At 64.3% G+C, this 23,038-nt stretch carries 23 protein-coding genes and 1 other RNA gene; 8 read left to right on the forward strand and 16 right to left on the reverse strand.

The window, feature by feature from the left end; translation table 11 throughout:
- Positions 1-30 precede the first annotated feature (30 nt).
- The 5 genes from ybgC (at position 31) to tolB (ending at position 5,141) form a co-directional block, all read left to right on the forward strand.
- Complete coding sequence (gene ybgC, locus BA190_RS09775) at positions 31-474, forward strand: tol-pal system-associated acyl-CoA thioesterase (protein ID WP_068285658.1); 444 nt, start codon at positions 31-33, stop codon at positions 472-474.
- 564 nt (positions 475-1,038) lie between these two features.
- A complete protein-coding gene (gene tolQ, locus BA190_RS09780) occupies positions 1,039-1,758 on the forward strand; it encodes a protein TolQ (protein WP_068285660.1) in 720 nt (239 codons plus the stop codon).
- Positions 1,759-1,798: 40 nt separating this feature from the next.
- The gene (locus tag BA190_RS09785; RefSeq protein ID WP_068285661.1) at positions 1,799-2,254 is read left to right on the forward strand and encodes an ExbD/TolR family protein; all 456 of its coding nucleotides are present in this window, start codon (positions 1,799-1,801) and stop codon (positions 2,252-2,254) included.
- Positions 2,255-2,401: 147 nt separating this feature from the next.
- Positions 2,402-3,769 carry a cell envelope integrity protein TolA gene (gene tolA, locus BA190_RS09790; protein WP_068285663.1) on the forward strand — a complete coding sequence of 456 codons (1,368 nt, stop codon included), beginning with the start codon at positions 2,402-2,404 and terminating at the stop codon, positions 3,767-3,769.
- Between the two features lie 67 nt (positions 3,770-3,836).
- Complete coding sequence (tolB, locus tag BA190_RS09795; protein ID WP_245314653.1) at positions 3,837-5,141, forward strand: Tol-Pal system beta propeller repeat protein TolB; 1,305 nt, start codon at positions 3,837-3,839, stop codon at positions 5,139-5,141.
- Positions 5,142-5,228: 87 nt separating this feature from the next.
- On the opposite strand, the gene BA190_RS09800 is transcribed toward tolB, so the two are convergent.
- From BA190_RS09800 to BA190_RS09825, 6 genes are all read right to left on the reverse strand, one after another.
- Positions 5,229-6,245, reverse strand: coding sequence for a bile acid:sodium symporter family protein (locus BA190_RS09800; protein ID WP_082979628.1), 1,017 nt, complete (start codon positions 6,243-6,245; stop codon positions 5,229-5,231).
- A gap of 235 nt (positions 6,246-6,480) precedes the next feature.
- Complete coding sequence (locus tag BA190_RS09805) at positions 6,481-7,593, reverse strand: sulfate/molybdate ABC transporter ATP-binding protein (RefSeq protein ID WP_068285668.1); 1,113 nt, start codon at positions 7,591-7,593, stop codon at positions 6,481-6,483.
- A gap of 167 nt (positions 7,594-7,760) precedes the next feature.
- Positions 7,761-8,666, reverse strand: coding sequence for a sulfate ABC transporter permease subunit CysW (gene cysW / locus BA190_RS09810; protein ID WP_068285669.1), 906 nt, complete (start codon positions 8,664-8,666; stop codon positions 7,761-7,763).
- Positions 8,659-9,513, reverse strand: a complete 855-nt coding sequence (gene cysT / locus BA190_RS09815; RefSeq protein WP_068285671.1) for a sulfate ABC transporter permease subunit CysT — start codon at positions 9,511-9,513, stop codon at positions 8,659-8,661. Before cysT ends, cysW begins: the two co-directional genes overlap by 8 nt.
- Positions 9,514-9,673: 160 nt before the next feature.
- Positions 9,674-10,714: a sulfate ABC transporter substrate-binding protein gene (locus tag BA190_RS09820; RefSeq protein ID WP_068285673.1), complete on the reverse strand. Its 1,041-nt coding sequence runs from the start codon at positions 10,712-10,714 to the stop codon at positions 9,674-9,676.
- Positions 10,715-10,957: 243 nt separating this feature from the next.
- The gene (locus tag BA190_RS09825; RefSeq protein ID WP_156771450.1) at positions 10,958-12,007 is read right to left on the reverse strand and encodes a sulfate ABC transporter substrate-binding protein; all 1,050 of its coding nucleotides are present in this window, start codon (positions 12,005-12,007) and stop codon (positions 10,958-10,960) included.
- 361 nt (positions 12,008-12,368) lie between these two features.
- Here BA190_RS09825 and pal point away from each other — a divergent pair, with 361 nt between their 5' ends.
- Positions 12,369-12,899 carry a peptidoglycan-associated lipoprotein Pal gene (gene pal / locus BA190_RS09830; RefSeq protein ID WP_068285675.1) on the forward strand — a complete coding sequence of 177 codons (531 nt, stop codon included), beginning with the start codon at positions 12,369-12,371 and terminating at the stop codon, positions 12,897-12,899.
- Positions 12,900-13,068: 169 nt separating this feature from the next.
- Here the strand turns inward: pal and ruvB are convergent, their stop codons facing one another.
- The 10 genes from ruvB to BA190_RS09880 all read right to left on the reverse strand — a co-directional run bounded on the left by ruvB (position 13,069) and on the right by BA190_RS09880 (position 19,591).
- Positions 13,069-14,142, reverse strand: coding sequence for a Holliday junction branch migration DNA helicase RuvB (ruvB, locus tag BA190_RS09835; RefSeq protein ID WP_068285677.1), 1,074 nt, complete (start codon positions 14,140-14,142; stop codon positions 13,069-13,071).
- Positions 14,139-14,756, reverse strand: a complete 618-nt coding sequence (ruvA, locus tag BA190_RS09840) for a Holliday junction branch migration protein RuvA (protein WP_068285680.1) — start codon at positions 14,754-14,756, stop codon at positions 14,139-14,141. The genes ruvB and ruvA overlap by 4 nt, the downstream gene beginning before the upstream one ends.
- A gap of 61 nt (positions 14,757-14,817) precedes the next feature.
- The gene (locus BA190_RS09845) at positions 14,818-15,636 is read right to left on the reverse strand and encodes an oxaloacetate decarboxylase (RefSeq protein ID WP_068285681.1); all 819 of its coding nucleotides are present in this window, start codon (positions 15,634-15,636) and stop codon (positions 14,818-14,820) included.
- Positions 15,637-15,736: 100 nt separating this feature from the next.
- A complete protein-coding gene (gene ruvC, locus BA190_RS09850) occupies positions 15,737-16,255 on the reverse strand; it encodes a crossover junction endodeoxyribonuclease RuvC (protein ID WP_068285683.1) in 519 nt (172 codons plus the stop codon).
- Between the two features lie 107 nt (positions 16,256-16,362).
- The gene (locus BA190_RS09855; protein WP_068285685.1) at positions 16,363-17,109 is read right to left on the reverse strand and encodes a YebC/PmpR family DNA-binding transcriptional regulator; all 747 of its coding nucleotides are present in this window, start codon (positions 17,107-17,109) and stop codon (positions 16,363-16,365) included.
- A 145-nt stretch (positions 17,110-17,254) separates the two neighbouring features.
- The gene (locus BA190_RS09860; RefSeq protein WP_068285687.1) at positions 17,255-18,079 is read right to left on the reverse strand and encodes a TIGR00282 family metallophosphoesterase; all 825 of its coding nucleotides are present in this window, start codon (positions 18,077-18,079) and stop codon (positions 17,255-17,257) included.
- Between the two features lies 1 nt (position 18,080).
- Complete coding sequence (locus BA190_RS09865) at positions 18,081-18,659, reverse strand: 5-formyltetrahydrofolate cyclo-ligase (protein ID WP_068285689.1); 579 nt, start codon at positions 18,657-18,659, stop codon at positions 18,081-18,083.
- Positions 18,660-18,681: 22 nt separating this feature from the next.
- A non-coding RNA gene (ssrS, locus tag BA190_RS09870) (6S RNA) lies at positions 18,682-18,839 on the reverse strand.
- A gap of 133 nt (positions 18,840-18,972) precedes the next feature.
- A complete protein-coding gene (locus tag BA190_RS09875; RefSeq protein WP_068285691.1) occupies positions 18,973-19,338 on the reverse strand; it encodes a cell division protein ZapA in 366 nt (121 codons plus the stop codon).
- A gap of 1 nt (position 19,339) precedes the next feature.
- Positions 19,340-19,591 (reverse strand): DUF4164 family protein, encoded by a 252-nt coding sequence (locus BA190_RS09880; protein ID WP_371260309.1) that lies wholly within the window; start codon positions 19,589-19,591, stop codon positions 19,340-19,342.
- 294 nt (positions 19,592-19,885) lie between these two features.
- On the opposite strand from BA190_RS09880, the gene tkt reads away from it, so the two are divergent.
- Together tkt and gap are read left to right on the forward strand one after the other, a co-directional pair.
- Positions 19,886-21,874 carry a transketolase gene (gene tkt, locus BA190_RS09885; RefSeq protein WP_068285695.1) on the forward strand — a complete coding sequence of 663 codons (1,989 nt, stop codon included), beginning with the start codon at positions 19,886-19,888 and terminating at the stop codon, positions 21,872-21,874.
- A gap of 137 nt (positions 21,875-22,011) precedes the next feature.
- Positions 22,012-23,022, forward strand: a complete 1,011-nt coding sequence (gene gap, locus BA190_RS09890) for a type I glyceraldehyde-3-phosphate dehydrogenase (RefSeq protein ID WP_068285697.1) — start codon at positions 22,012-22,014, stop codon at positions 23,020-23,022.
- Positions 23,023-23,038: the final 16 nt, after the last annotated feature.

Genomic DNA, 23,038 nt, shown 5'->3' on the forward strand with positions numbered 1-23,038 from the left:
AGGCGAAACTTTGAACAAACGGCTTTCCCCATGATAGAAAAGGCGCAAACCCCGCCAAATTTCGGTGGCGTGCTTAACGATATCTGCCACAGGCTGCCTCTTCGGGTCTATTACGAAGACACCGATTTCTCCGGCATCGTCTATCATGCCAATTATCTGCGCTTCTTCGAACGCGGGCGGACCGAGTTCATCCGCGCGCTCGGGGTCGACCAGCTCGCCCTTCATCGCGAGGAGGGCATCGCTTTTGCCGTACGTTCGATTGAGGTCGGATTCCTGCGTCCTGCCTTGATGGACGACATCATCGAGGTGGAAACCAAGGCCGGCGAGGTACGCGGGCCGTCGCTGCATCTCGAACAGATCATCCGGCGGGGCGAGGAAGTCCTGACCACCGCCAAGGTGCTGGTGGTCTGTATCCGTAACGGCAGGCCGCAGCGCTTGCCGGAGAGTCTGCGCATTGTGCTGTCCAAGGCATAGTGCCTCGCAGCGTGAACGCTTTTTGGCTCCAACATTTTGTTTCGACACTTCTTGGCGATCTGGGTCGTTGTCCTCAAATCGCAGAACGTTTCAGTCGGTATCAGTAATCGCCCGACGTTGAAGTCGCGGCCATCAATGTTGCGGTGCATCGTAAATAAGAATTCGCGAATCGAGGCCGGCCGTAACCCGACATTAACGGTACCGATGATCAATAGGCCTGGAATCCGCCGCGTATCGCGGTTGGGAAGGGGTGCCGTACTGCGGTCACATTCAAACGTCAAAAGGAGCCCGTGACGCCTGGAGTTGTTGCTCTGCACAATCAGGCGCGTGGATTTCCCGAGTAGTGTTTGGTGTGTGCCGGGGCGGCGCCTGAGGCAGGCTTGATCTTGGTTTGAAGCTCAGGATCGAGATCGGGCTCGCCGAGTATTGCTGCGAATATGCCGATCTTGCGCGGATCTGCCTAGCTACGAATGTGCCGATCCCCTGTGGACCGGATAGACTGAGAAGACGCCGATCCTCGGGATCGGCTTTGGCCCGCCGGCCTCAGGACGAGGAATTGAAGGAATGGAAGCGACCGCCGATATGGCCCAGACGGCCCTGGCTCCGGTAACCGATGTGAGCTTGCTCGGATTGATCATGAATGCCGGTCTGGTCGTCCAGATCGTCATGCTGGGTCTGATGGCAGCCTCGGTATGGTGCTGGGCCATCATCATCGACAAGGCCATCCTGTTCTCCCGGTCGCGTGCCGCGATGAACCGCTTCGAGCAGGTGTTCTGGTCGGGCCAGAGCCTGGAAGAGCTCTATCGCTCCTTGTCGCAGCGTCAGAACTACGGCATGGCCGGCTTGTTCGTCTCGGCTATGCGCGAGTGGAAGCGCTCGCTCGAATCGCCCGGCCGCTCCTTCCTCGGCCTGCAGGCCCGCATCGAGAAGGTGATGGATGTCACCGTTCAGCGCGAGGTGGAGCGTCTTGAATCCAAGCTCCTGGTGCTCGCCACTGTCGGCTCCTCCAGCCCGTTCATCGGCCTGTTCGGCACGGTCGTCGGCATCATGACCGCCTTCCAGTCGATCGCGGCCACCAAGAACACCTCGCTGGCAGCGGTGGCGCCCGGCATTTCCGAGGCGCTGTTCGCTACGGCGATGGGCCTGGTCGCCGCCATTCCCGCGGTGATCGCCTACAACAAGTTCAACGCGGAAGTCGCCAAGCAGCAGGCTCGCCTGGAAGGCTTTGCCGACGAATTCTCCGCCATCCTGTCGCGCCAGATCGACGAGCGCCTGGCCGCCTGAGCGGCCGCCTCGTTCCGGTCCTTCATTCAAGGAAAGCATCATGGGTGGAAGTGTTGCGACAGGATCCGGCGGCTCGGGCGGCGGGACGCGCCGCCGGCGCCGTCACAAGGCGCCGATCGCCGATATCAACATGACGCCGTTCATCGACGTCATGCTGGTGCTGCTCATCATCTTCATGGTCGCCGCACCGCTGCTGACCCAGGGCGTCGATATCGATCTGCCGCAGACCCAGGCGAAGGCCATCTCGGTGGACAAGCGCCCGATCACCGTCTCCATCAAGGCTGACGGCCAGTCCTATCTGAACGACAGCGACAAGCCGGAGCCTGATCTGCTCGGTCGCCTCAAGGCGATGACGGAGAACGGGGCTGGTGCGGAAGAGCGTATCTTCGTCAAGGGCGACGGCAAGGCGAGCTGGGATCAGATCGCCAAGGTGATGAGCGACATCACCGGCGCCGGGTTCAAGAAGGCAGCGCTGGTGACCCAGCCGCAGAGCTAGAAACGGGAATGCTCGCACTTCCCTCGTTTCGGCTGATGCTCGCGCTGACAGGCGGGCGGCACGCAGACGGGGTAACTTGGCGACGTCGCGGAATATCGAGCAGGCGATGACGTCGGGATTGGGGTTTGAAAGGCCGGTTTGAGTACGATGCGTGATTATGGACTTCCCGTTTCGGCGGCGGTGCATGTAGTTTTGCTGGGAGCGTTGCTGTTCGCGTTTCCGGCCGCCAAGCCGCTCGACTCGGCCCCGGCCGTCCCGGTGGACATGGTCACGCCGGAACAATACGACCAGATCATGAAGGGCGATCCGACACCGTCGGCCAGTGGTGGCGGCGGGCAGGAAGCGCCGCAGCAGGTGCAGGCTCCGCCGACGCCGCCTTCGCGTGACGTGCCGGATGCCGAAGTCGCCGACACTTCCGACGACGCCCCGCCGCCCTCGCCGACGCCCAAGCCCGATCCGAAACCGGACACGCAGGCCCTCGCCAAGCTGGCGCAGGCTGCTGCCGCTGCCGAGGCGGCTGCCAAGGCGCAGGAGCAGGCCAAGGCCGCTGCCGCAGCGAAGGCCGCGCAGGCCAAGGCGGACGCCGTTGCGAAGGCGGCCCAAGCCAAGGCTGCCGCCGATGCCGCTGCCAAGGCGCAGGCCGAGGCTCGTGCCGAGCTTGCCGCCAAGGCCGAGGCTGCGGCCAAGGAAGCGGCGGAGGCCGAGCGCCAGCAGAAGCTCGCCGAGGCGGCTGAGGCGGCCAAAAAGGCGGAAGCCGACAAGCAGCGCAAGGTTGCCGAGGCTGAGGCTGCGAAGAAGGCCGAAGCCGACAAGCAGCGCAAGATTGCCGAGGCCGAGGCAGCCAAGAAGGCGGAAGCCGACAAGCAGCGCAAGCTCGCCGAAGCCGAGGCTGCGAAGAAGGCCGAGGCCGAGAAGCAGAAGCAACTGGCGGACGCCAAGGCCAAGGCTGACGCCGAGCGCCAGGCTGCCATCGACAAAGCCATTGCCGACAAGAAGGCCGAAGCGGCCAAGCAGGCGGCAGCGGCCAAGAATGCCAAGCAGCTCGACGGTATCGATGGCATCCTGGCCAAGCGCAAGGCCAAGGAAGGCCAGCAGGTGGCAAGCAATGGTCCCGCCACGACACCGAGCAAGCCCTCCGGACGGGCTGGCAACACCCGCGACAATGTCAACCAGACTGGGACGACCGGCAGACAGGATGCCAATGCGCCCAGGCTCAGCCTGAGCGAACAGGCTGCGATGGGGCGGATGGTCGAGAAGCAGGTAACGCGTTGCATGCCGCCGAACTTCGGCGTGAATGCAGGCTCGGCCTTTGCCAAGGTCAAGCTGTCGATGAACTCCGACGGTACCCTCGCTGCTGCCCCGAGCTTGGTTAATTCGAGTGATGCCGCGACCGGCAATGCCCTGATCCGGGCGATCAAGCGCTGTATCACCGCCGATAACCCCCTGCCGTTCAATCCGCAGACCTACGCGGCATGGAAAGAATTCAACTACACCCATGAACCCGGCGGCTTCTGATCTTCCGGGCAACATGGCCGAACGTGACGAGAGACACATGCGAATGAATCTGAATCGACGCGGATTTATGCAGGCCAGCGCTGGGGCGATTTCTGCGCTCGCAGGCCTCGCGACCGTGCCGGCCTGGGCGCAGTCGGCTGCTCCCATCCTGGAACTTAGGGGCCGAGGTCAGGGCGGTATCCAGCCCGTCTCGGTTGCCGTCATGGGCATCAGCGGCAGTGGGCGCGATCTTTCCGGCATCATCAGCAACGATCTCAGCCGCTCCGGCCTGTTCCAGCCGATCGATTCCAAGGCCTTCGTCGAACAGGTCGGCCCCAATGCCACGCCGAATTTCGGTAGCTGGCAGACGCTCAACGCACAGGTGGTCGTCGCAGGCCAAGTGGTGCCCGCAGGCGGCGGCCTCGGCATCCAGGTTCGGGTCTGGGATGTCGCGCAGGGTAAGCAGATTGCCGGCCAGCAGTTCTCCGCACCGGCCAACAGCTGGCGGAGACTGGGCCATGTCGCTGCCGACGCCGTGTTCAAGGCGGTAACAGGCGAACCCGGTCCCTTCGACACGCGCATTGCCTTCATCTCCGAATCCGGGTCCAAGGACAAGCGGGTGAAGCGCCTCGCTGTGATGGACCAGGACGGTGCCAACACCGTCTATCTCAGCCGCGGCACCGATCTGGTGTTGACGCCCCGCTTCTCGCCGACCACGCAGGAACTGACCTATCTTTCCTTCGCTGATGCCGATCCGCGCGTCTTCCTGACCAATGTCCAGACCGGCCAGCGCCAGGTTGTCGGCAACTTCCCCGGCATGACCTTCTCGCCGCGCTTTTCGCCGGACGGGCGCAAGGTCATCATGAGCCTGGAGAAAAACGGTTCCTCGACCATCCAGCTGCTGAACCTGCAGACGAAACAGGCGACGCAGCTCACCAATGGCAGCGCGATCGATACCTCGCCTTCCTATTCGCCGGATGGCGGCCGTATCGTGTTCGAGTCCGATCGCGGCGGCACCCAGCAGATCTACATCATGGGTGCCGACGGCTCAAACCAGCAGCGCATCACCTCCGGCGAGGGCGGTGCCCGCTACTCCACGCCGGTCTGGTCGCCCCGCTCCGACCTGATCGCCTTCACCCGCCAGAAGGGGGGGCAGTTCGGCATCGGCATCATGAATCCCGACGGTTCGGGCGAGCGCATGATCACCGAGGGCTTCCACAATGAAGGCCCGACCTGGGCGCCGAACGGCCTCTATCTGATGTGGTTCCGCGATCTCGGCCAGGGGCCGCAGCTCTGGCAGGCCTCGATCTTCGGCACGCCCGAGCAGCGCGTGCCGACGCAGGGCTTTGCCTCCGACCCGGCTTGGTCCGCTTCCCTGTCCAAACAGGCCTGACGCAAGAGGCAGGCTCCCGAGGCGCGGGCAACCCGGCCCGTGCAAGCGAAAGTTCCCCTCTCCGGTTTCAATGCCGGGGAGGGGTTTTTATTTGGCCCGGGATGACGCTTCCTGAGCGCCAGGCTCGATTTCGGGCCAATCCTCGGTCGGGTCTTCTTCCTTGCTCGCCGCGAGGGCCTTCAGGCGGCGCGCATAGCGCTGGGCCAGGATGGCGCAGGTCATCAGCTGGATCTGGTGGAACAGCATCAGCGGCAGCACGATCGCCCCGATATTCTGGCCGGCGAAGATCACGGTGGCCATCGGCACGCCGGTGGCCAGGCTCTTCTTGGAGCCGCAGAACACGATGGTGATCTCGTCCTCCTTGGAAAAGCCCAGGCGGCGGCTGCCATAGGTGGTGATCAGGAGTACCAAAGCGAGCAGGGCAGCATCGACGAACACCATGGTGAGCAGGGCCGTGGCCGAGAATTGCCGCCACAACCCACCCGTGACGGCCTCGGAAAAGGCCAGATACACCACCATCAGGATCGAGCCGCGGTCGACGAATCCAAGCACGAAGCGGTGCCGGCGCACGAAGCCGCCGATCCAGGGCTGCAGCACCTGGCCGAGCACGAAGGGCAGCAGGAGCTGGGTGACGATGGTGATCAGCACCGAGCCCGAAAAGCCCACGCCGCGCGAGGCGAAGAGCAGGCCGGCCAGCAGCGGCGTGATGAAGATGCCGAGAATGTTGGAGCCCGACGCTGCGCACACGGCGGCCGGGACATTGCCGCCCGCTATCGAGGTGAAGGCGATCGAGGACTGCACCGTCGAGGGCAGGATGGCGAGAAAGAGAATGCCGCTGGCGAGCGTCGGCGTCAGCATCGACACCAGGCCATAATCGAGGACGAGCGCCAGCACCGGAAAGAGGGCATAGGTCGCGAGCAGGATGATCAGGTGCAAACGCCAATGCGACAGGCCCGCGATCACCGTGTCGCGCGAAAGCCTGGCGCCGTGCAGGAAAAAGAGCAGGGCAATCGCACCATTGGCCAGGGCTGCGAATATCTCGGCCGGCCGTCCTGAGATGGGCAGGAAGCTCGCCAACGCCACGACGCCCAGGAGCATCAGCATGAAATTGTCGGGGCGGAAGCGCGAAAGCAAGTTGATGACCACCTGACCAGGAAAGACGGCGTTGCCTCATGGACCGGCGCCGGGACCGCTGCCTTGAAACGCCGCACAGCGTTAACGCATCCTTGCGAGGGGCGGAAGCCTCCCCCACGGCTACGCGGGCCGGTGCAGACCTGCTATGCACGCGCCGTAGGGCCGAGGGTCCTGGAGAGGCAGCGGTTCCGCTGCATCGGCAGGATCAGACGCGCTGGAAGGCACTCGGTCGGACGACCACCGGCTCGGTGGCGGCGCCGCGGAAATAGCGGGCCTCGCCATTGGCGGCGAAAACGGCGGCGTTGAGCAGTTTGAGGCCGACCGGCTTGTTGTTCTCGCTGCTGCGCAGGCTCGGCGTGTCGACTTCCACCACCGTGCCCTGCGTACCCAGGGCGACCTCAAGGCGGCGGGTGGCGCCGACGCGGCGCTGCGCCACGATCAGCCCGTTGAGCGCCGAAGCGCCCGGGTCGACCGGCGTGACGTCGTGCGGGCGTACGAACAGGCTGGCCGGCCCGTCCGGCAGGCCGTCGGCATTGAAGGGCAGGGCGGTGCCGTCGAGCAGGATGCGTCCCTGTGAGATTGCCACCGGCACGCGGCTGGACTCGCCGATGAAGCCGAAGATGAAGGGTGTGGCCGGATGGTCGTAGATCTCGTCGGGCACGCCGAGCTGGTCGATGCGGCCCTTCTCGAGCACGGCGATGCGGTCCGACAGTTCCAATGCCTCGTCCTGGTCATGGGTGACGAAGATGGTGGTGTGGCCGGTCTTGTCATGGATGGTGCGCAGCCAGCTGCGCAGATCCTTGCGGACCTTGGCATCGAGGGCGCCGAAGGGCTCGTCCAGCAACAGCACCTTGGGCTCGACGGCGAGGGCGCGGGCGAGGGCGACGCGCTGGCGCTGGCCGCCGGAAAGCTGGGACGGGTAACGCTGGCCGAAGGCGCCGAGCTGCACCAGATCGAGGAGTTCGGCCACGCGCCTGACGATTTCCGCTTCGGCGGGCCGCTTGGCACGCGGACGCACCCTCAAGCCGTAGGCGACATTGTCGGCCACCGTCATGTGGCGGAACAGCGCGTAGTGCTGGAACACGAAGCCGACCCGGCGTTCCTGCACCGTCAGGCCGGCGGTGTCGTCGGCGCCGAAAAAGACGGTGCCGGTGGTCGGGCGCTCCAGCCCGGCGATGATGCGCAGCAGCGTGGTCTTGCCCGATCCGGAAGGACCGAGCAGGCCGAGGAGCTCGCCCGACTTGATATTGAGATCAATGCCGTGCAGGGCCGGCGAGACGCCGTAGCTCTTGGTCAGGCCCGTAACGCGGATGTCCATGGATCTATCCTCAAGGCGGGGTTAGTTCGGGGAGAAACAGTGGCGGTTTCGTCATGCCAGGGCTTGGGCGAGGCATCCAGTTTGCACGGCGTCCGCGCCAGCGGCTGGATTGCCGAGCCAAACCCGGCAATGACAAAGGAGAGGGAGTGATCTTGGTCATCCCGGCCTCAATGTTTGGCGCCGTGGGCGAGTTCGTCGCCATAGCGCCATTCGAGCAGCGTCTTGGCCACCAGGGTCACCAATGCGAGCATCGCCAGCAGCGAGGCGACGGCAAAGGCGGCGATCGCGGCCGAGCCTCCGCCTTCATACAGGATCTGGATGTGCAGCGGCATGGTGTTGGTGCCGCCGATGACGTGGCCCGACACCACCGAGACTGCGCCGAACTCGCCCATGGCCCTGGCATTGCACAGGAGCACGCCATAGAGCAGGCCCCAGCGGATGTTGGGCACGGTCACGGTCCAGAACATTTTGAGCGGCGAGGCGCCCAGCGTCAGCGCCGCTTCCTCGTCCGCCTTGCCCTGGGCCTGCATCAGCGGAATGAGCTCGCGGGCCACGAAGGGGAAGGTCACGAAGATGGTGGCGAGCACGATACCGGGCAGGGCGAAGATGATGTGGATGCGATGGGCGCTGAGCCAGGGGCCGAGCAGGCCCTGGGCGCCAAATAGCAGCACGAAGACGAGGCCCGCCACCACGGGAGAGACCGAGAAGGGCAGGTCGATCAGGGTGATGAGCAGGCTCTTGCCCTTGAAGTCGAACTTGGCCACGGCCCAGGCCGCGATCACGCCGAAGACGATGTTGAGCGGCACCGCGATCAGGGCGACGATCAGGGTCATCCAGACGGCGGTCTGGGTATCCGGATCCTCGAAGGACTCGAAATAGGCGGCAGCCCCGCTCCGGAAGGCCTGGTAGAACACCTCGATCAGCGGCAGCACCAGGAAGGCGGCGAGGAAGACCAGGGCGATGCCGATCAGGATGCGGCGAACCCAGGATGTCTCGGTGGTGACCGCATGCTCGCGGCTGACGGGCGGTTCGCGATAGAGCTCGATCGCCAGTTCGGAGGTCGAATTAGGCATCGCCCATCCTCCTGCGGCTCCAGGCCTGGATCAGGTTGATCGCCAGCAGCATGGCGAAGGAGATTGCCAGCATGATGATGGCGATGGCGGCGGCATCGGCATATTTGTTCTGCTCGAGCTTCTGGAAGATCAGGCTCGGCACGATCTCGGAAACATAGGGAATGTTGCCGGCGATGAAGATCACCGAACCGTATTCGCCGACCGCACGGGCGAAAGCGAGGGCAAAGCCGGTCAGCACGGCGGGCAGGAGCGGGGGCAGCAGCACGCGCGTCACAGTCTGGAAGCGCGTGGCGCCGAGCGTTGCGGAGGCTTCCTCAATCTCCTTGTCGATCTCGGCCAGCACGGGCTGAAGCGTACGCACCACGAAGGGCAGGCCGATGAAGACCAGGGCGACGAAGATACCCTTGGTGGTGAAGGCGACCTTGATGCCGGCAAGGGCGAAGAACTGGCCGATCCAGCCATTGGTGGCATAAAGGCTCGACAGGGCCAGGCCCGCCACGGCTGTCGGCAGGGCAAAAGGCAGGTCCACGGCGGCGTCGACCAGGCGCTTGCCTGGGAAGTCATATCGCACCAGCACCCAGGCGACGATGACGCCGAAGACGACATTGACCAGGGCGGCAACGAGAGAAATGCCGAAGGTGACCCTCAGGGCCGCGGCAACCTGTCCCTCAGCCGCGATCGCCAGGATGCCGGAAGGGCCGAGCACGGCCGCCTTCTGCAACAGCGCGGCGAGGGGGATCAGCACGATCAGGCTGAGATAGAAGATCGTGTAGCCGAGCGTCAGTCCGAAGCCCGGCAGGGCGGTCGGTTTGACGAAGGGGGCTCGCAAGGTGGCGGCAAGAGCCATGGGCGGTTCCTGGGTGGAATGTCATCCCGTGCGCGATGCAGCATGAGATGCTGCGTCGCAGACACGGGACCGTAAAACGAGAAAGGCGCTCTATTCGGAGCTCGGTCCCGGCTCCGCGAAGCGTCACTGCGTGCCGCATCGCGTCCGGGATGACGTGCCTTTACCCCTTCGGCTTGTAGATCTGGTCGAAGATGCCGCCATCGGCGAAATGCTTGGCCTGGACCTTGGCCCAGCCGCCGAATTGCGGCTCGGAAATGGTGAACAGCTTCAACTTGGCGAAACGGGCGAGATCGACTGGATCGGCGGCTGCCTCGTCGCTCGCGCGATAGCCATTGTGGGCGATGATCTTCTGGGCGGCCGGGGTGTAGAGGAAGTTGAGATAGGCTTCGGCCTGCTTGCGGGTGCCCTTGGCGTCGACATTGGCATCGACGATGCTCACGGGCGGCTCGGCCAGGATCGAGATCGAGGGCACCACGACCTCGAGCTTGTCCTCGCCGAATTCCTTCAGCGTGAGGAAGGCTTCGTTCTCCCAGGCGATCATCACATCGCCGACCTCGCGCTGCGCGAAGGTGATGGTGGCGCCGCGGGCGGCCGAGTCGAGCACCGGCACATTGCGATAGAGGGCCGCCACGAAGTCGCGCGTCTTGTCCTCGTCGCCGCCCGTCTTGTCCCAGGCGTAGCCCCAGGCGGCCAGATAGTTCCAGCGCGTGCCGCCGCCGGTCTTGGGGTTGCCGGTGATCACGGCAACGTCGGGGCGCACGAGGTCGCCCCAGTCCTTGATGCCCTTGGGATTGCCCTTGCGCACCACGAAGACGATGGTGGAGGCATAGGGCGTGGAATTGCGCGGCAGGCGGGACTGCCAGTTCTCCGGGATCTTCTTGGTCGCCTTGGCGATGGAGTCGATGTCGTTGGACAGCGCGAGCGTCACCACGTCGGCGTCGAGCCCGTCGATGACGGCGCGCGCCTGCTTGCCGGAACCGGCATGGGACTGTTTGATGGTGAGGTCCTCGCCTGTCTTGGCCTTCCAATCCGCTGCGAACGCCTTGTTGATCTCCTTGTAGAGCTCGCGCGTGGCGTCATAGGAGACATTGAGGAGCTCGGTAGCGTGGGCGCGCGAAGGTGCGCCGAAGGTCATCCACAGCACGAAGCCGAGGGCCAGCAGCACGGTAAGGGTGTCGCGAAGGCGGGTGAGGCTCGTCATGCCGGTCATTTCACAACCTGGAAGTGGGAAAGGAGAATTTACAACTTCTTTATATATCCACTAAATCAATCGACATTGTCAATGTGTTAAATGTGATAAAATCCACAATAATAATGTGTTATATGCGAACTGTGCTGGCTGAGAACACCGACTGAACGGCTGAGCAGGACAGGGATCGTTCTGCGGGGCTTTCCCAAAAAGAAACGGGCCCGCAGGCCCGTTTCGCTTTTTCGGTCGGTCGCCTCATTGCGGCTTGTAGATCTGGTCGAAGACCCCGCCATCGCCGAAATGCTTGGGCTGGGCGGTCTTCCAGCCCCCGAAGCGGGCGTCATCGATCGTCACCAGCTTGAGCTTGGGAAAGCGGGCGAGATCAGCCGGATCGGCGGCCTTTTCATCGATCGGCCGATAGAAGTTGTGGGCGATGATCTTCTGGGCAGCCGGGGTGTAGAGGAAGTTGAGATAGGCCTCGGCCTGCTTGCGGGTGCCCTTGGCGTCGACATTGGCATCGACGATGGCGACCGGCGGTTCAGCCAGGATGGAGGAGGAGGGCGAGACGATCTCGTATTTGTCGGCGCCGAACTCCTGCAGCGTCAGGAAGGCTTCGTTCTCCCAGGCGATCAGCACGTCACCGGTGTCGCGCTGGGCGAAGGTGACGGTGGAGCCGCGGGCGCCCGAGTCGAGCACGGGCACGTTGCGATAGAGGGCGGCCACGAAGTCGCGGGCCTTGGCCTCGTCGCCGCCATTCTTGTCGAAGGCATAGCTCCAGGCGGCCAGATAGTTCCAGCGCGCGCCGCCGCTGGTCTTGGGATTGGGCGTGATCACGGCGATGCCGGGCTTGACCAGGTCGTCCCAGTCCTTGACGCCCTTGGGATTGCCCTTGCGCACCACGAAGACGATGGTCGAGGTGTAGGGCGAGGAATTGTGCGGCAGGCGCGACTGCCAATTGTCGGGCAGCTTCTTGGTTGCCGTGGCGATGGCGTCGATGTCGCCGGACAGTGCGAGGGTCACCACATCGGCCTCGAGGCCGTCGATCACCGAGCGCGCCTGCTTGCCCGAACCGCCATGCGATTGCTTGATGGTGAGGTCTTCGCCGGCCTTGGCCTTCCAGTCGGCGATGAAGGCGGCGTTGACCTCCTTGTAGAGCTCGCGCGTCGGGTCGTAGGAGACATTCAGCAATTCGGCGGCGCGAGCCCCTGCGAGCGCGCCGAAAATCAGCCAGAGCACGAGGCCGAGGACCAGGAGGACGCCGAGCGTGTCCCTCAGTCGCGCCAGGCGAAGCGTTTTGATCGTCATGGGTTCGGTTTCCAGTCGAGAGAAGCTTGACCAAATCTCCACTAAATCAATCAACCTTGTCAATCTATAAAATGCATAGAGTAAAAGTATTATGTCGCAATTCACATGTCGAGGATGTGTGACATGAATGCGACAGTCGCCGGGAATGACGGTGCGCCTCGCTTGAGCCCAGCCGGGGCCACCATTGTGCCGGAATTGATCAGCACTTGGTTAACCATAGTGGCAGTTTGGCTCTTGCGGTAGGGCGCGATGGCTGCGCGACCGCCAAGAAATCGCCGCGGGCCGTGTTTCCAGAACGTTCGATTAACCAGCTTTCGCTATGGCTGATTTACCAATTCTGACGACCGGAGGAGTAACCGGAATGATGACGTCCCTGCGCGCGGTCCCTGCACTGCGCTTTGCCGCTGCACTGACCTGTGTGCTCGCACTGGCGGCCTGTAAGAGTAAGTCTGGTGCTGGCGACGGCCTCGGTGGTCCCGGCGGCGCCGGTGGTGGTGGCTATGGCGCGGGCGGTGCTGCATCGCCCGGCAGCCAGCAGGACTTCGTCGTGAATGTCGGCGATCGCGTGCTGTTCCTCGTCGACCAGTCCGACATCACCCCCGAAGGGCAGCAGACGCTGAACAAGCAGGCCCAGTGGCTGAAGGCCTATCCGCGTTACTCCGTCACCATCGAAGGCCATGCCGACGAGCGCGGCACGCGTGACTACAACTTCGCCCTCGGCCAGCGCCGCGCCCAGTCGGTGCGCGACTATCTGATGGCGCAGGGCATTTCGGGTGGCCGCATGCGCACCATCTCCTACGGCAAGGAGCGCCCGGTGGCGACCTGCAACGACATCTCCTGCTGGTCGCAGAACCGCCGCGCCGTCACCGTGCTGAACGGCGGCAATTCCTGAGTCGAGGGCGGGCCTTCCGGCCCGCCTGATCCTGCGTGTTTTGAGGCGGACAGGATGTCCGCGGTCCCAGCCGAGGCGTTGGTCACACGAACCTTGCGAGGTTTGCAACGGCAACGTCCATGCTGGGACCGCGGACGTCTCGTCCGCCTCTTGTTTTCCAAGAGCTGCGTCAATCCTCGTCGCCGAACAGCGGCATCTGCGGCGGTGTCGAGCTTGGCACTGCCAGGCCGAGATGGCGATAGGCGTGCGGCGTCATCACCCGGCCGCGCGGGGTGCGCTGCAGGAAGCCCTGCTGGATCAGATAGGGCTCGATGATGTCCTCGATGGCATCGCGCGGCTCCGACAGTGCGGCGGCGATCGTCTCGATACCCACCGGGCCGCCGCCGAAGCTCAACGCCACCAGGTTGAGATAGCGATTATCCATGGCGTCGAGCCCGGCCTGGTCGACTTCCAATGCACTCAAGGCCTTGTCGGCGATGGCTCTGGTGATGGTTTCGGCGCCGAGCACCGAAGCGAAGTCGCGCACGCGTCGCAGCAGGCGCCCGGCAATGCGCGGCGTGCCGCGGGCCCGGCGGGCGATCTCGTTGGCGCCGTCCTCGGCGATCGGCGTGCCCATCACCCGGCCGCCGCGCTTCACGATCAGCTCAAGCTCCTCCACCGTGTAGAACTGCAGGCGGATGGGAATTCCGAAGCGGTCGCGCAGCGGCGTGGTTAGCAGGCCGGCCCTGGTGGTGGCGCCCACCAGCGTGAATTTGGCGAGATCGATACGCACCGATCGCGCCGCCGGTCCCTCGCCGATGATGAGATCGAGCTGGAAATCCTCCATGGCTGGGTAGAGGATTTCCTCCACGGCCGGATTGAGGCGATGGATCTCGTCGATGAACAGGACGTCTCGCTCTTCCAGATTGGTAAGCAAAGCGGCAAGATCGCCGGCCTTGGCAATTACCGGCCCGGAAGTTGCGCGGAAATTGACGCCGAGTTCGCGCGAGACGATCTGGGCCAAGGTGGTCTTGCCGAGGCCCGGCGGCCCGACGAACAGCACATGGTCGAGGGCATCGCCGCGCTTGCGGGCGGCCTCGATGAAGATCGACAGATTCTCGCGGGCCTTGGCCTGGCCGACGAATTCGCCGAGGTCCTGCGGGCGCAGCTTGGAATCGGTCGCATCCTCGTCACGCGAATCGCCGCTCAGGAGGCGGGCGGATTTGGGCGCCTCGCCGCCGGCGCTCTTGCGCGTGGGCTTCATCGCGACAATTCCTTCAGGCCAAGGCGGATGAGCTTGGCCGTCTCGGCGCCTTCACCCGCGTCCCGCAGAGCGGCGGCGACGGCCGCCGAGGCCTGGGTCTGGGCATAGCCGAGATTGACCAGGGCCGACACCGCATCGCTGACAGGACCGGCGGCGCGCTGCTCGCCGATATCGGCCTGCAGGCTGATGACGTCGGCAGGAACATGGCCGAAGCTCGGCACCTTGTCCTTGAGCTCGGTGACGATGCGCTGGGCGACCTTCGGGCCGACGCCGGGCGAGCGTGCCACCGCCCCCTTGTCGCCCAGGGCGATGGCGGAGGCGAGATCGGCGGGCTTGAGTGTCGACAGGATGGCGAGCGCCACTTTGGTGCCGATGCCCTGCACGGTCTGCAGCAGGCGGAACCAGTCACGCTCGTTGTCGCTGGAGAAACCGAACAGGCGGATCTGGTCCTCGCGCACATGGGTTTCGATGGCGAGCATGGTCGCCTCGCCCGGAGAGGGCAGGGTGCCGAGCGTGCGGCTGGAACAATAAACGATGTAGCCCACGCCCTGCACGTCGAGGATCACCCAATCCTCGCCATAGCTGTCAACGATGCCGCGCAATTTGCCGATCATGGGACCCTCATCGGGCCATATCTAGCGGTTTCGATTGATTCGTGCGCCCGCTTCACGTGTCTCAGGCGCCCTTGCCGAACAGGGCGCTGAGTTCTGCATAGGACATGGCGTCCTTGGCAAAGCCGAAGGTGCCCTGGTCGCGCAGTTCGAGGGCAGCCCGCTTCAGGGCGCCGAAGGCTGCGCGGGTGAAGGAGCCGCCGACACTGACGCGGCGCACGCCGAGCTTGGCGAGATCGGCGACAGTGAAATCCTGCCCGCCCACGGTGAACAGGACGTTGAGCGGCCTGTCGATCGAGCTCAGTACGCTGGAAATCTGGTCGAGACGGGTCAGGGCCGGCGCATAGAGCACCTCCGCTCCCGCTTCCTGGAAGGCCTGCAGGCGGCGGATGGTATCGTCGAGGTCGGCGATGCCGTGCAGGAAGTTCTCGGCACGGGCGGTGAGCACGAAACCCCCGGCGCGTGCCGTCTCTGCCGCGGCGCGTACGCGGTCGACGGCATGGCCGAATTCATAGATCGGCTGGTCGGGCCGGCCGGTCGCGTCCTCGATCGAGCCGCCGGCAAGCCCCACCTCGATGCCGGCGAGAATGGTGCGTTGGCAGTCCTCGGGAGCGTCGCCGAAACCATTTTCGAGATCGGCGCTCGCAGGCAGGCTGGTGGCTTCCACGATGGCCCTGGCATTGGCGAGAGTTTCCTCGCGCGACATCTGGCCATCCTTGCGCCCCACCGTGAAGGCAAGGCCGGCACTGGTGGTGGCGATGGCAGAAAAGCCAAGCGAATCCAGAAGCTTGGCGGACCCGGCATCCCAGGCGTTGGGGATGAGGAAAAGTTCGGAGCGCTGGTGCAGTTCGGAGAAGGCGGCGGCACGGCGAGCCTGGGTCATGGCGAATCCTCGGATAAATTCACGGTTTGTTCTAGGGGCGGTAAACCCGGGTGGCAAGCGCTATTTACTGGGAGCACGGGCATCTGCGAGAGCCAGCGTCTCAGGAGGACCGCTTCAGGATCGCTGCCAGATTGTGGCTGGTGCGGTGATGGGCATGGGTGATGGCGACGGCGAGGGCGTCGGCCGCGTCATCCGACTTCGGGTCGGCCTTGGGCAGTAGCACCTTGATCATCAGGCGGATCTGCTTCTTGTCGGCATGGCCGGAGCCCACCACGGTCTTCTTCACCAGGTTCGGCGCATATTCGTTGACGGCGAGGCCGGCCTGGGCCGGCACCAGCATGGCGATGCCGCGGGCTTGGCCGAGCTTGAGGGTTGCCGTGGCATCCTTGTTGACGAAGGTCTTCTCCACCGCCGCCTCGTCCGGCTCGAAACGAGTCACCACCTCGGTGAGGCCCGTATGCAGCTCGAGCAGGCGGTGGGCGAGTTCCTCATTGTCGTCGGAAAACACCGTGCCGCAGGCGACGAAGGAGAGCCGGTTGGCCAGCACCTCGATCACGCCCCAGCCGGTGCGGCGCAGGCCTGGATCGACGCCGAGGATGCGGATGGGGGTCTGTGACATGATCGGAGCGCGGACATCCTGTCCGCTCTTTCTTCGAAAAAAGGTCGGGCTTCCAAGAGCGGACATCGCGACATGCGAGCATGTCGCTGAGATGTCCGCGCTCCGATTTACTCCGCCAGCTTCGCCATCAGCGCGTCGGACAGCTCGAAATTGGCATAGACGTGCTGAACGTCGTCATGGTCGTCGAGATTGTCGACCAGACGCATCAGCTTCTCGCCGGTTTCGTCGTCGACGGCGATCGTGTTCTGCGGGCGCCAGACCAGGCTGGATTTGCGGGCTTCGCCGAGCTGGGTCTCCAGAGCCTTGGTGACTTCGGCAAGGTTCTCGGCGGCGCAGATGAATTCATGACCATCCTCGGAGGAGGCGCAGTCATCGGCGCCGGCCTCCAGCGCCGCTTCCAGCATGGCATCCGGCGAGCCCTTGTCCGCGTCATACTCGACCACGCCGACACGGTCGAACATGAAGGACACCGCGCCCGTCTCGGCCAGATTGCCGCCGGCCTTGGCGAAATAGGAGCGCACGTCGGAGGCGGTACGGTTGCGATTGTCGGTGAGCGCCTCGACGATTAGGGCGACCCCGCCTGGGCCATAGCCTTCGTAGCGGATCTCGTCATAGTTCTCGCCATCGGCGCCGGCGGCCTTCTTGATGGCGCGGTCGATATTGTCCTTGGGCATGTTCTCGGCGCGGGCGGCGAGAATGGCTGCGCGCAGGCGCGCATTCATGTTGGGATCGGGCAGGCCGAGCTTGGCCGCCACCGTGATTTCACGGGCGAGCTTGGAGAAGAGCTTGGAACGCTTGGCATCCTGCTTGCCCTTGCGGTGCATGATGTTGGCGAACTGGGAATGACCGGCCATGTGTCCTGCCTTGTGTCGATCTGGGGCTCAGCGAAGCGCGAGCTCAATGAATTGTGGCGCGGCTTATAGAAGCGGCGGCGAGAAAAATCCATACCGAGAGGCAAATCCCGAGACGGCAGGCGAGACACTCGTGGTTCCCGGAGTGCTAGACGTCCCAAAACGCCGGCTCGGCCTGCGACAGCTTCCCGCCGATTCTCACCGGGGCGATCTTCACAGCCAGGCCCGTACGGTCGTCGGTTTCCACCGCCAGGCCCGACAGGGTCGCCTCGCCGGTCGCCGGCTCGAAGCGCAGGCCCGGCGTCTTCTGGATGAAGCGGCGCACCGGCTCTTCCTTGTCCATGCCGAGCACGCTGTCATAGTCGCCGCACATGCCGGCATCCGACATATAGGCCGTGCCGTGGCTGAGGATCTGATGATCCGCCGTCGGCACATGGGTATGGGTGCCGATTACCAGGCTGGCGCGGCCGTCGGCGAAATGCCCGAGCGCCTGCTTCTCGCTGGTGGCTTCGGCGTGCACGTCCACCACCACGGCGTCGGCGCCGAGACCGAGGGGGCAGGCCGCGAGCTCGCGCTCGAGGGCTGCGAAGGGATCGTCGAGCGCATCCATATAGACCCGGCCCATCACCTGGATGACCAGCAGGCGGGTGCCGTTCTTTAGGTCCACCAGCGTGGCGCCGCGCCCCGGCGTACCCTTGGGATAATTGGCCGGACGGATCAGCCGCGGCGCCCGCTCGATGAAGACGAGGGCTTCGCGCTGGTCGAAGGAATGGTTGCCGAGTGTCACCACGTCGGCGCCCGCAGAGACCACTTCGTCGAAGATCGCCTCGGTCAGGCCGAAGCCGCCCGCGGCGTTCTCGCCATTGATGATGACCGCATCGAGCTTCCAGGCTTCGCGCAGGCCCGGCAGGCGTTCGATCACCGCATTGCGGCCGGTGCGGCCGACGATGTCGCCGAGAAAAAGGATGCGCATGCTAACGCCCCGTCACAGTGATGATTTCGTTTTCGGTGGCGATGGCATCGAGCGGCACGTCATGGTGCTCGGACGGCAGGAACGCGACTTCCTGGCAGGCGAAGGCATAGCCGAGGGTGAAGACGGGGTGAATCGCCCGCAATTGCGGAATGGTGCGGTCGTAGAAGCCCGCGCCATAGCCGATGCGGTAGCCGCGACGGTCGAAGGCGACCGGGGGCACCAGCAGCACCTGGGGGTGGACTTCTTCTGCCTCGGGCGCAGGCTCGGGAATGTTGTGGCGACCGACCACCAGGGGGTCGCCTGGCGCCCAGGCCCGGAAGGTGAGGGGGTGGCCATAGCGAGGTGTGGTCGGCAGGGCGAGCCTGCGGCCCGTATGGTGCAGGCGTTCGGCGATCTCGTCCGGATGGATCTCGTCGCGAAAAGCCTGGTAGAGGCCGACGATGCCGCTGGTGTATTTCAGGCGACTGAAGGCGTGATGGGCGGCTCTCGCCGTTGCGGCCTGGCGCTGATGACCGCGGATCTCTGAGCGCGCCGCCATTGCCTTGTGGCGCAACTGGGTCTTGTGATCGGTGGAGGCCATTACACGCTTGAAAAGAGGAGGGAGCGGGCCACCTCGGCCGTTGGACGGTTCGATCCCGGGCGCCTACTGATGTAGGTGGGCGCCGTAATGTCCAAGCCCTCGAGCGAGAACAGTGACAGCTCCCTTGGGAGTCGTATGGCCCCGGGGATACAGTTGTCCTGACGAACCAGGCAGCACCGCAAAGAGATAATAAGGGCGAGACGGTGCGAGCGCCAGAGGTCGATGAAAATATTGCTGGGAGCGCGGACCTGCCGGAATCGCAGGCATTCTCCTGCGATTCAGACTCCTGCGGATCCGGAAAATACGGGAAGCGCTAGACGCCGGTCTTCGACAGGGAATCGATCAGCTTCTCGACCCGGCTGGCGGCGTCGGTCAGTGCCTGCGTCACCCGCATCTGGGTCTGCTGCTCGCGCTGCAGCGCATTGTCGCGGGTCTGGCGCAATTCGTCGAGATCATGCTGCAGGGAGGCCGCTCGTCGCTGCATTTCCGACAGTTCGTCTGCGACCATGATGCCCGCCATCACGGCAAGGCGCATGTCGCCGATCTCGCCGAAAGAGGAACGCAGGGCGTCGATCTTGGCATCGAGCTGACGACCGAGGCCGAGGAGGTGTTCCTCCTGACCCTCGTCACACGCCATGCGATAGGCGCGGCCCGCGATGGTGACGGATACATGCGCCATGCTAGCTGTCCTGGGGCTCAAGCACGTAGCGGATGGAATCCATCGCCTGGTCGAGGCGTCGCGATACGTCGCGATTGGCGGTTTCCATAGCAGCGAACCGTGCATAGCTTGCGTCGAGTTCCAGGGCCAGCCGGTTGCGATCCTCCGAGAGTGCCTGCACTTCGATGCGATGTCCGCCGATGGTGCGGTCGAGTTCCGCGCGATGGTCGGCGGCCTCCTCGAGCTGGGCCAGGGCCATATTCAATCGTTGCAAGGCTGCATCCACAGACAAGGGCTTACTCACTCTTTCCCTATGGCGGCATTCCATCGAATCATGACAGGGCCGCTCCGCGTTTTTGCTTAAATATCAAAGTATCGCGGTTTCGCCCCATGGCCAAGTGAAAGCCGCTGGCCTTCCCCTGATGATACCTCCTGCTTTCGATCGCCCCACTATTGGTTGCGCGAATTTCGGGCACAAGCCCTGGGATCATTGACAGTCGGGGATGAGGTGCTAAGAACCCACCGCTCTTTTTGCCAAATTCCGGCGAATTTCATCAGGAAACACTCCATGGCACTCACCGAAATGCAGAACCGCCTGGCCAACGCCATCCGTGGCTTGGCGATTGATGGGGTTGAGGCCGCCAAGTCCGGCCATCCCGGCATGCCCATGGGCATGGCCGATGTCGCCACCGTCCTGTTCACGCGTTTCCTGAAGTTCGATGCCGCCAATCCCCATTGGGCCGACCGCGATCGCTTCATCCTGTCGGCTGGCCACGGCTCGATGCTGCTCTACTCGCTGCTCTATCTGACCGGCGTCCCCGGCATGACGGTCGAGGAGCTCAAGCATTTCCGCCAGCTCGGCCACAAGACCCCTGGCCATCCGGAAAACTTCCACACCGTCGGCGTCGAGACCACCACCGGCCCGCTCGGCCAGGGCATCTCCACCGCCGTCGGCTTCGCCTTCGCCGAGAAGATGCTGGCCGCCCAGTTCGGCAAGAAGGTGGTCGACCACTACACCTATGTGATTGCCTCCGACGGCGATCTGATGGAAGGCGTCAGCCAGGAGGCGATCGCGCTCGCCGGCCACTACAAGCTCAACAAGATGATCGTCTTGTGGGACCACAACGGTATCTCCATCGACGGCCCGCTGACGCTTTCGGACTCGGTCGACCAGATCAAGCGCTTCCAGTCCGCCGGCTGGCGCGCCGTGAATGTCGACGGCCATGACCAGGATGCCATCGCTGCCGCCATCGCTGCCGCCCAGAAGTCGAACAAGCCGACGCTGATCGCCTGCAAGACCACCATCGGCTTCGGTTCGCCCCACCGCGCCGGCACCTCCAAGGCCCATGGCGAACCGCTGGGGCCGGAAGAAGCCAAGCTCTCCAAGGAAAATCTCGGCATCACCGGTGCGCCTTTCGAGGTGCCCGCCGACGTGCTCAAGGCCTGGCGCGAGGCCGGCTCGCGTGGCGCCGCAGACCGCAAGGGCTGGGAGGAACGCTTCGCGACCCTGTCCGAGCGCAAGCAGGCCGAGTTCACTCGCCGCATGGATCACGTGCGCCCCGCCAAGCTCGGCAAGGCCATCCTTGCCCACAAGAAGGCGCTTGCCGCCAACCCCACCGCGATGGCGACCCGTAAGTCGTCCGAAGCCGCCCTCAACGTCATCGTCGAGGTCATGCCGGAACTGGTGCTCGGCTCGGCCGACCTGACGCCCTCCAACAACACCAAGGCCAAGGGCCTGGTCGAGATCACGCCGAAGGACTTCAAGGGCCGCTACATCCATTGGGGCATCCGCGAGCACGGCATGGCCGCCGCGATGAACGGCATCTATCTGCATGGCGGCTTCGTGCCGGCCGGCGGCACCTTCTTCGTCTTCACCGACTATGCCCGCCCAGCCATCCGCCTGGCGGCGCTGATGGGCACCTGCCCGGTCTATGTCATGACCCATGACTCGATCGGCCTCGGCGAGGATGGCCCGACCCACCAGCCGGTCGAGCATCTGGCGGCGTGCCGCGCGATTCCGAACATGCGCGTGTTCCGCCCCTGCGATGCGATCGAGACCGCCGAATGCTGGCAGCTCGCCCTCGAGCGTACCAATGGCCCGACCATCCTGGCGCTGACCCGCCAGAACCTGCCGCTGCTGCGGGAAGCCACCACCGCCAATCTGTGCGCCCAGGGTGCTTATGAACTGGCCGGCTCAGGCGGCGGCAAGGCCGCGGTGACGCTGTTCGCTTCGGGTTCCGAGGTCGAGATCGCCATGAACGCCCGCGCCATCCTCAACCAGCGCGGCGTGCCGACCCGGGTGGTCTCGGTGCCTTCGCTGGAATTGCTGCTGGCGCAGCCGGAAGAGGTCAAGGCCAAGATCATCGGCGACACGCCGGTGAAGGTCGCGGTGGAAGCGGCCGTCCGTTTCGGCTGGGATGCCGTGATCGGTCCCGATGGCGGCTTCGTCGGCATGACCGGCTTCGGTGCTTCCGGGCCGATCAAGGACCTGTACAACCATTTCGGCATCACGGCGGAAGCCGTGGCCGAAACCGCCCTGCGCCGCCACAACGGCTGAGCATGAGCTGTAAACGGGCGGGGCGCGCACAAGTGCGTTCTGCTCTAACTCTTTGTTTTGACGCGTTTTCCTAATCGAGAAGTCGATCGGCTTTTCCGGAAAATGCTCTAGCTGAAGGCAGAGAAAGGAAATATCGGATGACAGTTCGTGTCGCCATCAACGGCTTCGGCCGCATCGGCCGCAACATCCTGCGCGCCATCGTCGAAGGCAAGCGCAAGGATATCGAGATCGTCGCCATCAACGACCTCGGGCCGGTGGAGACCAACGCCCATCTGCTTCGCTACGATTCGATCCATGGCATCTTCCCCGCCGAGGTGAAGGTCGAGGGCGATTCCATCGTCGTGCAGGGCAAGAAGATCAAGGTCACGGCCATCAAGGATCCGGCCCAGCTTCCCCACAAGGAGCTGAACATCGACATCGCGATGGAATGCACCGGCATCTTCACGTCCCGCGACAAGGCGGCCGCCCATCTCAAGGCCGGCGCCAAGCGCGTGATCGTCTCCGCGCCCTGCGACGGCGCCGACCTCACCGTGGTCTATGGCGTCAATCACCAGGACCTGACTAGGGATCACCTGGTCATCTCCAACGCCTCCTGCACCACCAACTGCCTGACGCCGGTGGCCAAGGTGCTGCACGATGCCTTCGGCATCGAGCGCGGTTTCATGACCACGATCCATTCCTACACCAACGACCAGCCTTCGCTGGACCAGATGCACAAGGATCTCTACCGCGCCCGCGCCGCGGCGCTGTCGATGATCCCGACCTCGACCGGTGCTGCCAAGGCCGTCGGCCTAGTGATGCCCGAGCTCAAGGGCCGTCTCGACGGCACCTCGGTCCGCGTGCCCACGCCGAACGTCTCGGTGGTCGATCTCAAGATCAACACCAAGAAGAAGACCAGCGTCGAGAAGGTCAACGAGGCCATCATCAAGGCTTCCAAGCGCGGCCCGCTCAAGGGCGTGCTGGCCTATACCGACGAACCGCTGGTGAGCCGCGACTTCAACCACAACCCGGCTTCCTCGATCTTCGCGCTCGACCAGACCAAGGTCATCGACGAGAAGTTCGTGCGCATCCTGACCTGGTACGACAATGAGTGGGGCTTCTCGAACCGCATGGCCGACACGGCGGTGCATTTCGCCAGCCTGATCTGAGCCATACGCTCGAATT

The organism is Labrys sp. WJW, assembly GCF_001676615.1.
Taxonomy (GTDB): domain Bacteria; phylum Pseudomonadota; class Alphaproteobacteria; order Rhizobiales; family Labraceae; genus Labrys; species Labrys sedimenti.

Excerpts from the sequence above, each read along its gene's own strand:
- tolQ (WP_068285660.1), top strand. The coding sequence starts at position 1,039 with ATGGAAGCGACCGCCGATATGGCCCAGACGGCCCTGGCTCCGGTAACC.
- tolB (WP_245314653.1), top strand. The coding sequence starts at position 3,837 with ATGCAGGCCAGCGCTGGGGCGATTTCTGCGCTCGCAGGCCTCGCGACC.
- BA190_RS09820 (WP_068285673.1), bottom strand. The coding sequence starts at position 10,714 with ATGACGAGCCTCACCCGCCTTCGCGACACCCTTACCGTGCTGCTGGCC.
- ruvC (WP_068285683.1), bottom strand. The coding sequence starts at position 16,255 with ATGTCACAGACCCCCATCCGCATCCTCGGCGTCGATCCAGGCCTGCGC.
- cysW (WP_068285669.1), bottom strand. The coding sequence starts at position 8,666 with ATGCCTAATTCGACCTCCGAACTGGCGATCGAGCTCTATCGCGAACCG.
- BA190_RS09855 (WP_068285685.1), bottom strand. The coding sequence starts at position 17,109 with ATGGCCGGTCATTCCCAGTTCGCCAACATCATGCACCGCAAGGGCAAG.
- ybgC (WP_068285658.1), top strand. The coding sequence starts at position 31 with ATGATAGAAAAGGCGCAAACCCCGCCAAATTTCGGTGGCGTGCTTAAC.
- tkt (WP_068285695.1), top strand. The coding sequence starts at position 19,886 with ATGGCACTCACCGAAATGCAGAACCGCCTGGCCAACGCCATCCGTGGC.
- BA190_RS09875 (WP_068285691.1), bottom strand. The coding sequence starts at position 19,338 with ATGGCGCATGTATCCGTCACCATCGCGGGCCGCGCCTATCGCATGGCG.
- BA190_RS09785 (WP_068285661.1), top strand. The coding sequence starts at position 1,799 with ATGGGTGGAAGTGTTGCGACAGGATCCGGCGGCTCGGGCGGCGGGACG.
- BA190_RS09845 (WP_068285681.1), bottom strand. The coding sequence starts at position 15,636 with ATGACCCAGGCTCGCCGTGCCGCCGCCTTCTCCGAACTGCACCAGCGC.
- ruvA (WP_068285680.1), bottom strand. The coding sequence starts at position 14,756 with ATGATCGGCAAATTGCGCGGCATCGTTGACAGCTATGGCGAGGATTGG.
- BA190_RS09805 (WP_068285668.1), bottom strand. The coding sequence starts at position 7,593 with ATGGACATCCGCGTTACGGGCCTGACCAAGAGCTACGGCGTCTCGCCG.
- BA190_RS09825 (WP_156771450.1), bottom strand. The coding sequence starts at position 12,007 with ATGACGATCAAAACGCTTCGCCTGGCGCGACTGAGGGACACGCTCGGC.
- tolA (WP_068285663.1), top strand. The coding sequence starts at position 2,402 with ATGCGTGATTATGGACTTCCCGTTTCGGCGGCGGTGCATGTAGTTTTG.
- ruvB (WP_068285677.1), bottom strand. The coding sequence starts at position 14,142 with ATGAAGCCCACGCGCAAGAGCGCCGGCGGCGAGGCGCCCAAATCCGCC.
- BA190_RS09865 (WP_068285689.1), bottom strand. The coding sequence starts at position 18,659 with ATGGCCTCCACCGATCACAAGACCCAGTTGCGCCACAAGGCAATGGCG.
- BA190_RS09860 (WP_068285687.1), bottom strand. The coding sequence starts at position 18,079 with ATGCGCATCCTTTTTCTCGGCGACATCGTCGGCCGCACCGGCCGCAAT.
- gap (WP_068285697.1), top strand. The coding sequence starts at position 22,012 with ATGACAGTTCGTGTCGCCATCAACGGCTTCGGCCGCATCGGCCGCAAC.
- BA190_RS09800 (WP_082979628.1), bottom strand. The coding sequence starts at position 6,245 with ATGCTGATGCTCCTGGGCGTCGTGGCGTTGGCGAGCTTCCTGCCCATC.
- pal (WP_068285675.1), top strand. The coding sequence starts at position 12,369 with ATGATGACGTCCCTGCGCGCGGTCCCTGCACTGCGCTTTGCCGCTGCA.
- cysT (WP_068285671.1), bottom strand. The coding sequence starts at position 9,513 with ATGGCTCTTGCCGCCACCTTGCGAGCCCCCTTCGTCAAACCGACCGCC.